The organism is Candidatus Symbiopectobacterium sp. NZEC151, from assembly GCF_025962655.1.
Taxonomy (GTDB): domain Bacteria; phylum Pseudomonadota; class Gammaproteobacteria; order Enterobacterales; family Enterobacteriaceae; genus Symbiopectobacterium.
In genome coordinates, this window is sequence record NZ_JAGFPE010000008.1 from 161,294 (window position 1) to 176,552 (window position 15,259).

Consider the following 15,259-nt stretch of genomic DNA (forward strand, 5'->3'; position numbering starts at 1 on the left):
TAAAACAGTAAACTATTTTTGTTCAAAAAAATTGACTTATCACAGCAAATCACTTAGCTATTCATTAGCGAGTAGTGGCGCTATTCTTCTCTCCATCGAAAGCACTTCGTTTTCTTCCTAACCACAGAGATAAGGATTAGCATCATGAAAACCATCAAAACTTTTGCAGCAGTATTGGCCCTGACGTCTCTCTCTTTCGGCACCTTCGCCGCAGAGCAAATCGGTACCGTTTCCGTGAGCGGCGCTAAAACACTGAGCGGTTTTGAATCACAAGTTGCTGCTAAAGCGCAGGCCGCAGGCGCATCTTCTTACCGTATCGTTTCTGCTACTGGCGACAACCAACTGCGTGGCACTGCGGTTCTGTATAAATAAGTGAAGTCGAGCAAACGTTACAAGGGGAGCCAATGGCTCCCTTTGCTTATACCCGTCATACTTCAAGTTACATGTGCGTTGGCTGCACTCATTCACCCGAATCACTTACTTGAGTAAGCTCATCGGGATTCATTCGCTTGCCGCCTTCCTGTAACTCGAATTATTTAGGGTATACAAAAAAGCTAACGTTTTTTAAAAGCGGCGGCCAGTGCATCGCTCATGGCGCTATTACCTGCTGAGCTCTGTTGCTGTTTTGCTCGCGGTGTAGGAGTAGCAGGACGAGACCCGGTGTTACGTTGACCACTGCTGGCGCTACGGCGTGACGCGGTGTCACCCGGTTGTTCATCGAGGCGCATAGTGAGCGCGATACGCTTACGTTGCAGATCGACCTCCAGCACCTTGACCTTCACGATATCCCCGGCTTTCACCACCTTGTGCGGATCGTCGACATAGCGATCGGACAACGACGAGATGTGCACCAAACCATCCTGATGTACACCAATATCCACGAATGCGCCAAAGTTGGTGACGTTGGTTACTGCACCTTCGAGCACCATGCCCGGCAGCAGATCGTTGAGCGTTTCCACCCCTTCGGCGAAAGAGGCTGTTTTGAACTCCGGTCGCGGATCGCGTCCGGGCTTTTCCAGCTCTTTCACAATATCTGTTACCGTGGGTAGGCCGAAACGTGTGTCGGTGAAATCTACCGCCTTGAGTTTGCGCAACGCTGAAGTGTCGCCCATCAGATCGCGCAGCGTCTGGCGTGTGGCTTCCAGAATGCGTTCGACCACCGGGTAGGCTTCCGGGTGAACGGTCGAGGCATCCAACGGGTTATCGCCGTGGTTGATACGCAGGAAGCCAGCGCACTGTTCAAACGCTTTTGGCCCCAGGCGACTGACCTTGAGCAGTTGCTGACGATTGTCAAAGCGCCCGTTTTCATCACGCCAGTTGACGATATTCTGCGCCATCATTTTGCTAAGCCCGGCAACGCGCGTCAGCAGCGCCACCGACGCGGTATTCAGATCGACGCCCACGGCGTTAACACAATCTTCCACCACCGCATCGAGCTTTTTCGCCAGTTGCATCTGGCTCACATCGTGCTGGTATTGGCCGACACCGATGGATTTGGGATCGATCTTCACCAGCTCTGCCAGTGGGTCTTGCAGGCGACGCGCGATAGAAACTGCACCGCGCAGGGAAACATCCAGATTGGGGAATTCCAGCGCCGCCAGCTCCGATGCAGAATACACTGAAGCGCCCGCCTCACTGACGATCACCTTCTGAGCATTAATCGCCGGGAACTGTTTTTGCGTATCGAGGAAGAAACGTTCGGTTTCACGTGATGCGGTGCCGTTGCCGATCGCCACGAGTTCTACCTGATGTTTGACGCACAGCGCCGCAACGATAGGGGCCGCTTTGGCGGCCTGACCGGTATGCGGATAAATGGTATCGGTAGCAACCAGTTTGCCGGTGGCATCCACCACCGCCACTTTCACGCCCGTGCGCAGGCCCGGATCGAGCCCCATGGTGGCGCGCATTCCGGCAGGCGCAGCCATCAGCAGATCGTGGAGGTTGCGCGCAAACACATTGATGGCTTCCTCTTCGGCCTTTTCACGCACGGTGCCCATCAGCTCGGTTTCCAGATGCAACAGCACCTTGATACGCCAGGTCCAGTTGATCACGGCACGACGCCAATGGTCAGCAGGGGCGTTGTTGAGGTGCAAATTCAGGTGTGAAAGGATGATCTGTTCACCCTGACTTTCGCGCGGCGGTTCGTCAAACTGTGGGTCGGCGTTCAGGGCAAGTTGCAGCACCCCTTCATTGCGGCCGCGAAACATCGCCAGTGCACGGTGCGATGGCACGTTGGCGATCGGTTCTTGATGAGCAAAGTAGTCGCGGAACTTCGCGCCTTCATCCTCTTTACCCTCTACCACGCGAGCGACCAGATGGGCGTTTTTCCACAAATAGTCGCGCACCTTGGCTAGCAAGGCGGCATCTTCCGCGAAACGCTCCATCAGAATGTAGCGCGCACCGTCCAGTGCGGCTTTAACATCAGCAACGCCTTTGTCTTCGGCAACATAGGCCAGCGCCGCTGTTTCAGGCACCTGGCTTGGGTCTTGCCATAGGCTGTCGGCCAACGGCTCCAGCCCGGCTTCGATGGCGATTTGTCCGCGCGTACGGCGTTTCGGCTTGTACGGCAGGTAGAGGTCTTCCAGCTCGGTCTTGCTCAGGGTGCCGTCAATCGCCAGGGCCAGCGGCGGCGTTAATTTTCCTTGCTCTTCGATCGATTTCAGAATGGTCTGACGCCGTTCTTCCAGCTCGCGCAAGTAACCGAGGCGGGTTTCCAACTGGCGCAGTTGGGTATCATCCAACCCGCCGGTGACTTCCTTACGGTAACGAGCAATGAACGGTACGGTGTTCCCTTCGTCCAGCAGGCGGACTGCGGCGTCGACCTGCTCCTTTCGCGCCTGCAATTCGCTGGCGATAATCTGGCTCAATGCATCATTCATAATCGGAATTCAATCATCATCATCAAGGGGTGAGTTAACTAATCCGGGACAGTTATACGGATTGCGTAGCAAAAATGCCAGTCGGCATTGTGGCGTCTCAGAAAATTTACCTATGTCAATTTTTCAGCGAATTGTTCGAATATGAAACCTTTTTTCGCGTATTAAGGAAAGGTGCGGTGCGGAGTGTGTTACGTTAATGCGGCGCAGATTCGCGTTATGGGGTGTCATGTTGGTGAAAGGCGCATTCGGACGGGAGAAAGAATAATGACAGTCAAGAAATCCATCCTGACGATGGAAGGAAAAAAGAATATTGCGCTCAATGTGCGCGCGGGCGTGTTGGGCAAAGAGGCCGTAGACATTCGTCCGTTAGGTGCGCAGGGGCTGTGCAGCTACGATCCGGGTTTTAATAACACTGCCGGGTGCGAATCCGCCATCACTTATATTGACGCTGCCAATAGCGTGCTGCTGCACCGCGGGTTTCCGGTGGAGCAACTGGCCGAGAAGTGTGATTTCACTGAAGTGTGTTACATCATGCTGCACGGCGATGCGCCGAATCGTGAGCAATACGATCGGTTCGTCAACAGCATCACCCGACACACCATGATTCATGAGCAGATCTCGCGGATGGTCAGCGGGTTCCGTCGAGACTCGCATCCGATGGCGCTGATGTGCGCGGTGGTCGGGGCGTTGGCGGCGTTTTATCACGACGTGCTGGATATTCATAACGAAGAACACCGCGAGCTGGCGGCGCTGCGTCTGTTGTCGAAGATGCCGACGCTGGCCGCCATGAGCTACAAATTCTCTATTGAGCAACCGGCGGCTTATCCGCGCAACAACCTCTCTTATACCGGCAGTTTCCTGCATATGCTGTTTTCCGTTCCGGCGGAAAAATATGAGGTCAATCCGGTACTGGAACGTGCGATGAACCGGGTGCTGATTTTGCACGCCGATCACGGCCAATGTCCCTCTACCACTGCCGTGAGAGCATCCGGCTCCTCCGGTGCCAACCCCTTTGCGTGTATTGCCGCCGGGTTGGCAACCATGTGGGGGCCAAACCACGGCGGTGCCAATGAAGCCTGTATGCGCATGCTGGAAGAGATCAATACCGTTGAGCGTATTCCCGATTTTGTCCGCCGGGCCAAAGATCGCCGCGACTCGTTCCGTTTGCTGGGCTTCGGTAACTCGGTGTATCACCATTTCGACCCGCGCGCGGCCGTGCTGCGCAAGACCTGTCATGAAGTGCTGAATGAGATGGGGCCGAAAGATAATCTGATGCAGGTGGCGATGGAGCTGGAACATATCGCCATGACCGATCCCTATTTCCTCGAACATCGGCTGTACCCGAGCGTGGATTTCTACACGGCGGTGATCCTGAAAGCCATGGGCCTGCCGCCCTCCATGTTCCCGGTGATCTCCGCAGTAGGCCGTACTATCGGTTGGATTGCCCACTGGAAGGAACTGCACACGCAGGAACCCAAAATCTATCGTCCTTGCCAGATTTACACCGGCCAACCGCGTCGTGACTACGCGTCACAGGTGAAATAAGGCATCCGCCATCCTCCGCGAAAACGGAGGATGGCGGTATTAAAGAAGGGAAATGGCTACGCGTGCTCTGGCGCTGTCGGCTGTGGTTCCGGTAAGAAAGGGGCGACATAACGCTGATAGCGCGACGGTTTGAGCTGCGTCATATCCACCAGCACCAGACCATCGATGCAGTTGTTAAAATCAGGATCGATACCGAAATCGATAAACTGTACGCCACCGGTTTCGCATACTTCCGAATATTGCTTGTACAGCGTGGGAATCGCACATCCCATGTTGTTGAGCATGCTTTTTAGCCGCGTCAGATCTTGTTGATAGTCGGTGCCTTCAAACTGTTTTAACACATCGGGCAACGAGGCCGGATAAGGCCGACGTGAGGTAGCCATTGGCTGACTCGGTGAGAAGTACAGGCGATAAAAGGCGACCAGCAGATCCCGCGCGTTCGGTGGCAGGGTGCCGGAAAGCGAGACCGGGCCAAACAGATAGCGATATTGCGGGTAACGAGCAAGATACGCGCCGATCCCCAGCCACAGATAGTCGAGCCCACGTTTTCCCCAGTATTTAGGCTGGATAAAACTGCGCCCCAATTCAATGCCCTGCGCCAGAATCGGGTCCATTTCTGCCCCATACTGAAACAGGCTGTGGCTATACAGGCCGTTAACGCCTTTATGGGCAATTTGCTGTGCGGTCGGAGTGAAGCGGTAGGCGCCGACAATTTCCAACTCCTTTTCATCCCACAAAATAAGATGCAGGTAGTCGTCGTCATAGCTGTCGAGATCGCGCCGCTGACCGGAGCCTTCTCCGACGGCGCGGAACGCGATTTCGCGCAACCGTCCCAGTTCGCGCAGAATGGGCACATACCCCTCTTCGCCGCGCCGGTAGAGGTAAACCACCTTTCCGTCAGGCGTGGTGCCTAATGTTTCACACACGGCTAAAGCGTGCTTAAGTGCGGCGCGATCTTCCGCCAGAGCAATGGGTTTTTCTCCCAGGAAACTGCCGGGTTTACCCAGGCCCAGCCGATAGACATGGCGGCGGAAACGGGCTGCAACATCGTTGGCATTCCACTCTCCGTGGCTCCAGGTGGCATAGGGGATGCGAGCGCCAATGCGGATCTTGAGTTTCTGACTGCGTTGTTGAAACATTTCTCTGACCAACAGCAGCGTTGAGAGCGGCCGGTAGAGCAAAGAAGAGAGGTAGAACAAGCTGCTGTTGCGTCCGCTGATATGAATGGGAACGACGGGGGCGCGCGCTTTGCTTGCCATGCGAATAAAACCGCTGTGCCAATGCCCATCGCGAATCCCTTGTAGGCTAATGCGTGATACTTCACCCGCCGGGAACAGAATGATGGCACCCTCCTGGCTGAGGTGCTGTTGTATCGCGTTGATTTGTGAACGCTTGGTGCGGTTGTTAACGTTATCGACGGAGAGCAGAACCCCTTTTAGCGGGGTAATGTAGGAGAGCACCTGGCTGGCTAGAATACGCACGTCGGGGCGAACGCTCGCCACCGCACGCAGCAACGCCAGGCCATCCAGTGAGCCGATAGGATGGTTGGCGACCAGCACCACTGGCCCTTGGCTAGGGATATTTTCTAGATCCCCCTCCACCATTTCACAACTGAAATTGAAATAGTCCAGAATTTGCTCGACCAGATCCAGGCCTTTCAAATGGGGGTAACGCTCGGCGAATTGTTGCATTTCGCGCTCAAACAGCAGTGCGCGTAGAAGAGAACGTTGCCAGGATGGCGTTTGACGGTGTGGTGCAAGGTCTTGCAGGATGGCATCTACGCTGAACATATCCGAGTCTCCCGTGACACTTCGAGGCCAAATTAAGCGATCGAAGTGACACATTTATGTCAACACAAAAATAATCTTTTTCGCGCCCCTTTTCATTTTCATCGACGTGGGCTGCGCTCCGGCACTTTCTTCCTATAACGCGAATTATTTAAGCAGATAGCGCACAAGGAAAGGTTTTCGCGGAGGATGAATCCCACGGTGACGCGGATTATGCGTAATAAACACATCATATTGGTAACCAGGGCATGATAATTGCGAATTCATTCGCAGTTATCATGCTGGCGAGGTGAGCAGAACAGCAGAATAAGCCCTACACAAGGAGATGAACCCCAAAGGTGATTTTATCCAAAGGGTATTTAGCTGCATCAGTGCTGTTTTTTGAATACGTTTTTTTGATTATAATTTACTTGCGTTATTGTTCATTGCGGTATTTGCACGTAACCTCTTTTTTCAAATCGTAAAATTTGTTTTTATGGTTTATAGATTAAAACGTTAATTAATTTAATTTTAATAGGTTTGGCGTATCGCATTACGGTGAAGGGAATGCACCTATTCATTTTTGATATCTACTATGTTCAACGTGTTAGCTCTTTTTTATTTTTTTGTTTATCTTTGGTTGTTATATATTTAATCGCATATTCTTTCAAAAAACGCGCTTGTATTTCTTAGGGTAAATAACAATCTAAAACAGCTTTAAATAATCTTTGACAATAAACGAGCAAATTTTTATGCTACGGCTCAACTCTTTTTATGTCGTCGTGTAAAGGTATGGCGTAAAGGTATGGCGTAAAGGTATTGTTTAAACCAATATTCTCATGGGCGTTAATGAGCGATCTAAGATATATGTCGCAGGATTTCCATTTCCTATGTTTCGTGTAAATAAACATATCATCAATAGGGTTAGGTTATTTTTAAAATAATACTTGCTTATCCCAGAGGTTTTTATGGCCTACTTGATTAATCAAACCATCATTTTCAATGATGGAGAGGGAACTTTATCTTGGCGAGATCGTGAAGGTGAAGCCATTTCATTGAGCGCGCCTATTGCACGCATACTCGCTACTCTGATTGATAATCCGGGGGTCACATTAAGCCGTGAATTGTTGCTACGAGAGGCATTAGAAAAGTATTCACTTTCTCCTTCTATCAGTAATCTCAATAATTATATCTCACTGCTTAGAAAGGTATTACGCAATTTTGGTTTGGCTGAGGCGATTGTTACTGTCCCGAAATCAGGTATTGTTTTTCATGTCGACAGTATTGAAGCTTATGCCAGGCAACCAACGGACGTTCGCACGGTGGGGAATGCGGTGGAAACATCGATGAACGCGCAGACCCGTGGTGTCAATCCCCGATTGGCTGCGCCAGACCATTCGACGCACCGGTTCCAGATAGGTTATACGACCAAGATTATTTTTATCATCGGTATGATTCTGTTATTTATTTTGATTATGGTGTCATTTTCTGGTCGTTTCCCTTATCGGCCTTTTGTCAGAGTCAATGTGATAAATAAGTGCGATGTTTTTGCATTACAGGATGCGGTCAACCGCGAGTCGATAGCAGGTTATCAGGAACTCTGTGGGGATAACGTCTTGTTTATTTCATCAAAGACGACACCGTTACATGGTTCAGGAATGAAAAGAAATCGCATCATCATTGCATGCAGCAAACGTGGAAAAGGATGCACAACCTATGTTGAAAAATAACCTTGGCAATAAAATGGTATGGTTCAGCCTGTTATTATTGGTGACGGTTTTATTCGTGGGGCCCTATTATTTTAAGCGTCAGTCTTTTCACAAGCCGGTGATTTGTTGTGGCGAGGTGAGAGTCAGAGAGGGGAATGAAAAATATAGAATAAGAAAAGAATACGATGTCAATGTTTATTTAAGCGATAAAAACCGCGCATTAATTTTTATTGATGGTGTGTTTATTGGTGAAGACGATATTCCTCGTACTATACAGCGCACGTTTAGTTTTGACTCCGTTTGGAATGAAAATCGCCTGTTAGTCAAGAATGTCACTCTGGATAAAAACCCGGAGGATAATGCACCTGATGACGCGGTTACGATGATTGGGGAAAATGACATCCTGGAGTTCGAAATGCTGACCCGCGATGTCTATCTTATCAGCACGGCGTGGTCAAAATTGGCCTGCAATATCCGTTAATGTCGCGCCCTGCAGCCCCGTAACACCACGGTGACGAGGTAGGTAATAAGCGGCCAGGCGATCATTCCGCGGGCGCGGTATAGGTTATCAGGTTTACATACCAGGTTTTTTCGCCCGACGGTGTTTTCACTTTCACCTCTTCGTCGCGTTCTTTTTTCAGCAATGCCCGTGCCATTGGGGCGTCGATTGAAATATAGTCTTTACGGCCATAGATCTCATCAGGACCAACGATGCGAAAGCGCATCTGGTCGCCTTGCTCGTTTTCGACTTCAACCCAGGCACCAAAGAACACTTTGCCCTCTTGCTGAGGGGAGTAATCGACGACGCGAACGATTTCCAGACGTTTGCGCAAGTAGCGCACCCGTCGGTCTATTTCGCGCAACAGCCGCTTGTTGTATTGGTAGTCGGCATTTTCACTGCGATCGCCTAAACTTGCCGCCCAAGCCACTTTTTCTGTAATTTCTGGACGACGTTCTTTCCAAAGATAGTTAAGCTCTTTGTAGAGCATGTCGTAACCTTCACGGGTGATAAGATCGGTTTTCATCGTTTGCTTTCATCATCGGTTATTGCGGGTACGCATAGCACGGCGTTGACACACTGTGAGCAGTATAGGCGTTGCTGCATCCTAAGGCGATTGCGCCTGTAAAATGAAGGAAATGATTGATTAATCCCTGTTTTATTATGCTTTGTAACAATTTTGCCTGCAATATATACCAGAAACGACTGTCAGTAATTCACGGGTTTTTGAACAATACGGGCATCGGCAGCGATTACGCTTTTGGAGAATGAAAATGCAAGAGAATTATAAAATTCTGGTAGTAGATGATGATATGCGCCTGCGCGCACTGCTGGAGCGTTACCTGACGGAGCAAGGTTTTCAAGTACGTAGCGTAGCCAATGCTGAACAGATGGATCGTTTACTGACGCGTGAGTCCTTTCACCTGATGGTGCTGGACCTGATGTTACCGGGCGAAGATGGGCTCTCGATTTGCCGCCGCCTGCGCAGCCAAAGCAACCCGATGCCGATTATTATGGTGACGGCGAAAGGGGAAGAGGTTGACCGTATCGTTGGTCTGGAAATTGGCGCTGACGACTACATTCCTAAGCCGTTTAACCCACGTGAACTGCTGGCGCGCATTCGTGCCGTGCTGCGCCGCCAGGCGAACGAGCTGCCGGGGGCACCGTCGCAGGAAGAGGCGGTGATCGCGTTTGGCAAGTTCAAGCTGAACCTCGGCACGCGCGAAATGTTTCGCGATGACGAGCCGATGCCGTTGACCAGTGGGGAATTTGCGGTGTTGAAAGCGTTGGTCAGCCATCCGCGCGAACCGTTATCGCGCGATAAACTGATGAACCTGGCACGTGGTCGTGAATACAGCGCCATGGAGCGCTCCATCGATGTGCAGATCTCGCGGCTGCGTCGCATGGTGGAGGAAGATCCGGCGCATCCGCGCTATATCCAAACCGTCTGGGGCCTGGGATACGTCTTTGTGCCGGACGGCAGTAAAGCATGAGACGATGGCGCTTTTCTCCGCGCAGTTCGTTTGCCCGGACGCTGTTGCTGATTGTTACCCTGTTGTTTGTCAGCCTGGTCACCACCTATCTGGTGGTGCTCAATTTTGCCATTTTGCCAAGCTTGCAGCAGTTCAACAAAGTCTTGGCCTACGAAGTGCGCATGCTGATGACCGACAGGCTGCAACTGGAGGATGGCTCTTCGCTGGAAGTGCCACCGGCGTTCCGGCGTGAAATCTATCGCGAGTTGGGGATTTCCCTGTATACCAACGCCGCGGCGGAGGAGAGCGGGCTACGTTGGGCGCAGCACTACAAGTTTTTGAGCCAGCAAATGGCGCAACAGCTTGGCGGCCCGACGGATGTACGCGTTGAAGTCAGCAAAAATACCCCCGTGGTGTGGTTGAAAACCTGGCTTTCACCCGATATCTGGGTGAGGGTGCCCCTGACGGAAATCCATCAGGGCGACTTTTCTCCGCTCTTCCGGTACACGCTGGCGATCATGCTGCTGGTCATCGGCGGGGCGTGGCTGTTTATTCGTTTGCAGAACCGGCCGCTGGTGGAGTTAGAGTATGCGGCGCTGCAAGTGGGGAAAGGCATTATTCCGCCCGCGTTGCGTGAGTATGGTGCTTCCGAGGTGCGTTCAGTAACGCGCGCTTTCAACCAGATGGCGTCGGGAGTCAAATTGCTGGCCGACGATCGTACGCTATTGATGGCGGGCGTCAGCCACGATTTACGCACGCCGTTAACGCGTATCAGGCTGGCAACGGAGATGATGAGCAAGGATGACGACTATCTGGCGGAGTCCATCAATAAGGATATTGAAGAGTGTAATGCCATTATCGAACAGTTTATCGACTATCTGCGTACCGGTCAGGAGATGCAGATGGAAGCGGCGGATCTGAACACTATTCTGGGCGAAGTTGTGGCGGCTGAGAGTGGCTATGAGCGCCAGATTGACAGCGATTTCTCCGAAGGCGAGCTGATGGTGCGCATCAGTCCGCTCTCGATCAAACGGGCGGCGTTGAATCTGGTGGTCAATGCGACGCGCTACGGTAACGGCTGGATCAAGGTCAGCAGCGGACGAGAACTGCAACGCGTCTGGTTCCAGGTGGAAGACGATGGTCCAGGCATCGATCCTGCGCAGCTGGCGCATCTGTTCCAACCGTTTGTGCGCGGCGACAGCGCGCGTACCACCAGCGGTACCGGATTAGGGCTGGCGATTGTGCAGCGCATCATTGATGCGCATGACGGCGCGTTAGACGTGGGCACCAGCGAACGCGGTGGGCTGTGCGTGCGCGCTTATCTGCCTTTACCCTACGATCGAGCCAAAGAAGGGCCGTCTGCCGCTGAGAAAGAGGCGTCAGAAGGGTAAAACACGGTGGTTAACGCAGAAGAAAAAAGCGCGGGCAAGCCCGCGCTTTTGCGTTTTAGGGGATGATTTCCGCCCCAATTTCTGGCCCGGCGCTCACCAGCGCCTGACCAGCAGGGGTATCGGTATATTTGTCGAAGTTGGTGCAAAAACGCTGCGCCAAATCTTCGGCTTTCTCTTGCCATTTCGCCCGGCTGGCATAGGTGTTGCGCGGATCCAGAATCTGAACATCGACGCCGGGCAGTGAGCGCGGTATCGCCAGATTGAAGATCGGCAACGTATGCATTTCGGCGTCGTCAATGCTGCCATTCAGAATGGCATCAATGATGGCACGGGTGTCTTTAATCGAAATGCGTTTTCCTGAACCGTTCCAGCCGGTGTTGACCAGATAGGCTTGCGCGCCAGCGGCTTTCATACGTTTTACCAGCACTTCGGCATAGCGCGTGGGATGGAGCGACAGGAACGCCGCACCAAAGCAGGCAGAAAACGTCGGCGTAGGTTCGGTGATCCCGCGTTCTGTGCCCGCCAGTTTGGCGGTGAAGCCGGACAGGAAATGGTACTGCGTCTGGTCAGGCGTAAGGCGCGATACCGGCGGCAGAACGCCGAAGGCATCGGCCGTCAGGAAAATCACCTTACGCGCGTGTCCCGCTTTGGAAACCGGTTTGACGATGTTGTGAATATGGTAAATGGGGTAGGAGACGCGGGTGTTCTCCGTTTTGCTGCCATCGTTGAAATCCACGCTGCCATCTTCCCGAACCGTGACATTCTCCAGCAGCGCATCGCGTTTGATGGCACCGTAAATATCCGGTTCAGCCTCTTTCGACAGTTTGATGGTTTTGGCGTAGCAGCCGCCTTCAAAGTTGAACACGCCGTCATCATCCCAGCCGTGCTCGTCGTCGCCAATCAACTGGCGTTTCGGATCGGTGGACAGCGTGGTTTTTCCGGTGCCGGACAGGCCGAAGAAGACGGCAACATCCCCTTTTTCACCGACGTTGGCGGAACAGTGCATCGAGGCGATGCCTTTCAGCGGCAGCAGGTAGTTCATGATCGAGAACATCCCTTTCTTCATTTCGCCGCCGTACCAGGTGCCGCCGATCAGTTGGATCCGTTCCGTCAGGTTGAACGCGACAAAATTCTCCGAGTTCAGCCCCTGTTCCTGCCACTGTGGATTGGTGCATTTCGCCCCGTTCATCACGATAAAATCGGGCTCAAACTGCTTGAGCTCATCGTCATCAGGGCGAATGAACATATTTTTGACGAAGTGGGCCTGCCAGGCAACCTCGGTGATAAAACGCACTTTCAGACGGGTATCGGGGTTGGCTCCGCAGAAGGCATCGATGACAAACAGACGTTTGCCGGACAGTTGCTCGGTCACCAGCTGTTTCAGGTGGCTCCAGACTTCTTGTGTCATGGGGTGGTTATCGTTCTTGCCTTTGCCTTGATCCGACCACCACACGTGCTCACGCGAGGTATCATCACGAACGATATATTTATCTTTGGGCGAACGACCGGTAAAAACGCCGGTGTCGACGGCGATAGCGCCCAGTTTGGTTTCTCTGCCGCGTTCATATCCCTCCAGGCCGGGAGCAACCTCTTCCTGGAAAAGTACTTCATAACTCGGATTGTAGACAATCTCGCTGACATCGCGGATTCCATAAGCGGCGAGGGCTTGTGGTGCAATACCTTTGATCTGCATATCGCTACTCCTCAATAGTTATAGTCATACTGATAATCATTGTACGGAGTAAGCCTATTTTAGCTGGGATAACAATCATAAAATTAAATAATTTAAGACATGGTTTTGTTTAATTTTCGTTAAGTGAAACGATTCTTCTCCCGTAGGGGCGAAAAATGAAAACGGGCACCGAAGTGCCCGCTTAGTCAGGAATATTATGTCAATGTCTTAAGCGATCAATGCCTTGTGGCGTCTAGGCTGGCGTGACGAATATCACTGATTTCACCGGCGCTGAACAGGTAGTGCGTACCACAGTAATCGCAATGCATATCGATTTCTTCTTCCTGCTCCAACATCTCATGCAGATCGGCATCCGACAGCGTCATTAAAGCATCTGCGCAGCGTTCACGCGAGCAGTGGCAGTGAAACGATACCGCCTGCGGCTCGTAGAGCGTCACCGATTCCTGATGATAAAGGCGGTACAGCACCTCGTTCGCGGGCAGGGTAAACAGCTCTTCGTTTTTGATGGTTGTTGTCAATTGCACCAGATGGTCAAAATCGTCGTGGCCGACGTGCTGCGCGGGCAGTATTTGCAGCAGCATGCCAGCGGCAACCGGGTGGCCTTCATGCTCTCCGCTGCGAATAAACAACCGGGTAGGCAACTGCTCGGATTGTTGGAAATAGTTTTCCAGACAGCTGGCAACCGAATCGCCTTCCAGACCCACCACCCCTTGATAGCGCTCACCTTCCTCGGGCGTAATGGTGATCACCAGATAGCCGTTACCTACCATGTCACGCAGCGTCGCATCGGGCGCAATCTCGTCTTGCAAGCGGGCAACACCGCGCATTTGCTGCTGATTATTGCCGTTGATAACGGCAAGTTTCAGCGGGCCGTCGCCCTGAAGCTGTACGGTAATATCGCCATTGAATTTCAACGTCGCCGTCAGCAGACTGGTGGCGGCCAGCATATCACCCAGCAGCAGGCGCACCGGAGCCGGGTAGTCGTGGTTTTCCAGAATTTGCTGGTAGGTATTACTGACCGTCACCAACTCGCCGCGAACGGCATGATTTTCAAACAGATAACGGTGTAGTTGGTCGTGGTTGGACATGGTTTCTCTCTTAATGGTCAGTGCTACTCTGCATCATTGTATTTAAATTTTATCAGATCGCGCCGTTCTTTTTTATCGGGCCGACGATCCGGGTGCGGCATGGTCAGCGCGTTCATCTTGCGTGCCAAAGCGACCTTTTCGCGTTTTTCGACGCTTTGCTCGGTCTCCCGATACAGCAATTGCGCTTCGGGTGCCGAGCGGCGTTGTGAACTGAGGGCACAGACCAACACGGTGCGCTCGTCGTTGCCCTGACGCAGTTTGATTTCAGCATCCAGTTCTACCAGCTTGCTGGGCTTGGTGCGCTGCCCATTGTAATGCACCTTGCCGCCGTCGATTGCCTCACGCGCGACAGCACGGGTTTTGTAGAATCGAGCGGCCCAGAGCCATTTGTCCAGGCGAATACTGTCATCTGACTCGGTCTTCTCTTTCATATCAACCTCTTGCTTATAAACGCCTGGAGCATAAAACGCCCTATCAGGACCCGAGTTGCGCCGTGCGTAAGGCAGGCAGGAACGCCAGATAATCATTCATGGCCGGATGGCGCGCAAAGGATTTCTCCTGCTGTCCCGAGTCCGGGTTAGTGACTCCCAGGCAGTAGCGCAGGCCAAACGCTTTGGCGGCATCCAAAATCGGTTCGCTGTCATCGATAAACAGCGTGCGTTCGGGATCAAACCCCACCTGCGCGTGCACCTGTCGCCACAGTTGCTGATGCTCCTTCGGATACCCATACGTATGGGTGGAAAGTAATAAATCAAGGTGTCTGTCGAGTCCGGTATGCGCCATTTTGACCGCCAGACCGTGTGGGTGAGCATTGGTGAGCAATACCCGCTGCTTGCCACTGGCGGCTAATGCGGTGAGAAACGGTTCGGTATCGGCACGCAAACGGGCGCGTGCGCCTATCTCACTGGTCATCTGATAGATATCAAGACCGAGGCGTTCGCTCCAATAATCAAAGCAGTACCAGTTCAATGTGTGTTGAACGGCGTGATACTCTTTCTCTATCACTTTTTTGGCTTCACTCAGGGAAATCTTTCTCTCTACGCTGAGTTGTTCTGGCACCCGTTGCAGCCAGAAGTAGCTGTCAAAGGCCAGGTCCAGCAGGGTGCCATCCATGTCCAGGATAACGGTATCGATGTCATTCCAATTGAGATCGTGCTGCATCTGTACTCCGGTAGCGGCGGTGGGGTGGGGTCGTGCAGGGAAACGCCGCGTCGCAA

General features: G+C 52.5%; 13 protein-coding genes. 6 read left to right on the forward strand and 7 right to left on the reverse strand.

The features are described 5' to 3' along the window. The first annotated feature begins 144 nt into the window (after positions 1 to 144). Entirely contained in the window at positions 145 to 372 is a 228-nt protein-coding gene (locus J5067_RS20300) for a YdgH/BhsA/McbA-like domain containing protein (protein ID WP_264625087.1), read from the forward strand. A gap of 182 nt (positions 373 to 554) precedes the next feature. Here J5067_RS20300 and J5067_RS20305 read toward each other — a convergent pair whose 3' ends face one another. Further along, positions 555 to 2,879 (reverse strand): Tex family protein, encoded by a 2,325-nt coding sequence (locus J5067_RS20305; protein WP_264651884.1) that lies wholly within the window; start codon positions 2,877 to 2,879, stop codon positions 555 to 557. 264 nt (positions 2,880 to 3,143) lie between these two features. Here J5067_RS20305 and J5067_RS20310 point away from each other — a divergent pair, with 264 nt between their 5' ends. Further along, entirely contained in the window at positions 3,144 to 4,424 is a 1,281-nt protein-coding gene (locus tag J5067_RS20310) for a citrate synthase (protein ID WP_264645636.1), read from the forward strand. A gap of 56 nt (positions 4,425 to 4,480) precedes the next feature. On the opposite strand, the gene J5067_RS20315 is transcribed toward J5067_RS20310, so the two are convergent. Beyond that, positions 4,481 to 6,214, reverse strand: coding sequence for a lysophospholipid acyltransferase family protein (locus tag J5067_RS20315; protein WP_264651885.1), 1,734 nt, complete (start codon positions 6,212 to 6,214; stop codon positions 4,481 to 4,483). A gap of 944 nt (positions 6,215 to 7,158) precedes the next feature. On the opposite strand from J5067_RS20315, the gene J5067_RS20320 reads away from it, so the two are divergent. Together J5067_RS20320 and J5067_RS20325 are read left to right on the forward strand one after the other, a co-directional pair. After that, positions 7,159 to 7,920: a winged helix-turn-helix domain-containing protein gene (locus tag J5067_RS20320; RefSeq protein WP_264651886.1), complete on the forward strand. Its 762-nt coding sequence runs from the start codon at positions 7,159 to 7,161 to the stop codon at positions 7,918 to 7,920. After that, complete coding sequence (locus J5067_RS20325; RefSeq protein WP_264629118.1) at positions 7,907 to 8,380, forward strand: FidL; 474 nt, start codon at positions 7,907 to 7,909, stop codon at positions 8,378 to 8,380. Before J5067_RS20320 ends, J5067_RS20325 begins: the two co-directional genes overlap by 14 nt. A 61-nt stretch (positions 8,381 to 8,441) precedes the next feature. Here J5067_RS20325 and greB read toward each other — a convergent pair whose 3' ends face one another. Next, positions 8,442 to 8,924 carry a transcription elongation factor GreB gene (greB, locus tag J5067_RS20330; protein WP_264651887.1) on the reverse strand — a complete coding sequence of 161 codons (483 nt, stop codon included), beginning with the start codon at positions 8,922 to 8,924 and terminating at the stop codon, positions 8,442 to 8,444. Positions 8,925 to 9,171: 247 nt separating this feature from the next. Between greB and ompR the strand changes: the two genes are divergently transcribed. Both ompR and envZ read left to right on the forward strand, forming a co-directional pair. Continuing rightward, on the forward strand, positions 9,172 to 9,891 hold the full coding sequence (gene ompR, locus J5067_RS20335; protein ID WP_001157747.1) for a two-component system response regulator OmpR: 720 nt from the start codon (positions 9,172 to 9,174) through the stop codon (positions 9,889 to 9,891). Beyond that, entirely contained in the window at positions 9,888 to 11,261 is a 1,374-nt protein-coding gene (gene envZ / locus J5067_RS20340; RefSeq protein WP_264645640.1) for a two-component system sensor histidine kinase EnvZ, read from the forward strand. Before ompR ends, envZ begins: the two co-directional genes overlap by 4 nt. A gap of 55 nt (positions 11,262 to 11,316) precedes the next feature. Here envZ and pckA read toward each other — a convergent pair whose 3' ends face one another. From pckA to yrfG, 4 genes are all read right to left on the reverse strand, one after another. Further along, positions 11,317 to 12,954 (reverse strand): phosphoenolpyruvate carboxykinase (ATP), encoded by a 1,638-nt coding sequence (gene pckA, locus J5067_RS20345; protein WP_264645641.1) that lies wholly within the window; start codon positions 12,952 to 12,954, stop codon positions 11,317 to 11,319. 215 nt (positions 12,955 to 13,169) lie between these two features. Further along, positions 13,170 to 14,042 (reverse strand): Hsp33 family molecular chaperone HslO, encoded by an 873-nt coding sequence (gene hslO / locus J5067_RS20350; RefSeq protein WP_264651888.1) that lies wholly within the window; start codon positions 14,040 to 14,042, stop codon positions 13,170 to 13,172. Positions 14,043 to 14,065: 23 nt separating this feature from the next. After that, positions 14,066 to 14,473, reverse strand: coding sequence for a ribosome-associated heat shock protein Hsp15 (gene hslR, locus J5067_RS20355; RefSeq protein ID WP_264645643.1), 408 nt, complete (start codon positions 14,471 to 14,473; stop codon positions 14,066 to 14,068). Positions 14,474 to 14,516: 43 nt separating this feature from the next. Further along, positions 14,517 to 15,203, reverse strand: coding sequence for a GMP/IMP nucleotidase (yrfG, locus tag J5067_RS20360; RefSeq protein WP_264645644.1), 687 nt, complete (start codon positions 15,201 to 15,203; stop codon positions 14,517 to 14,519). Positions 15,204 to 15,259 lie beyond the last annotated feature (56 nt).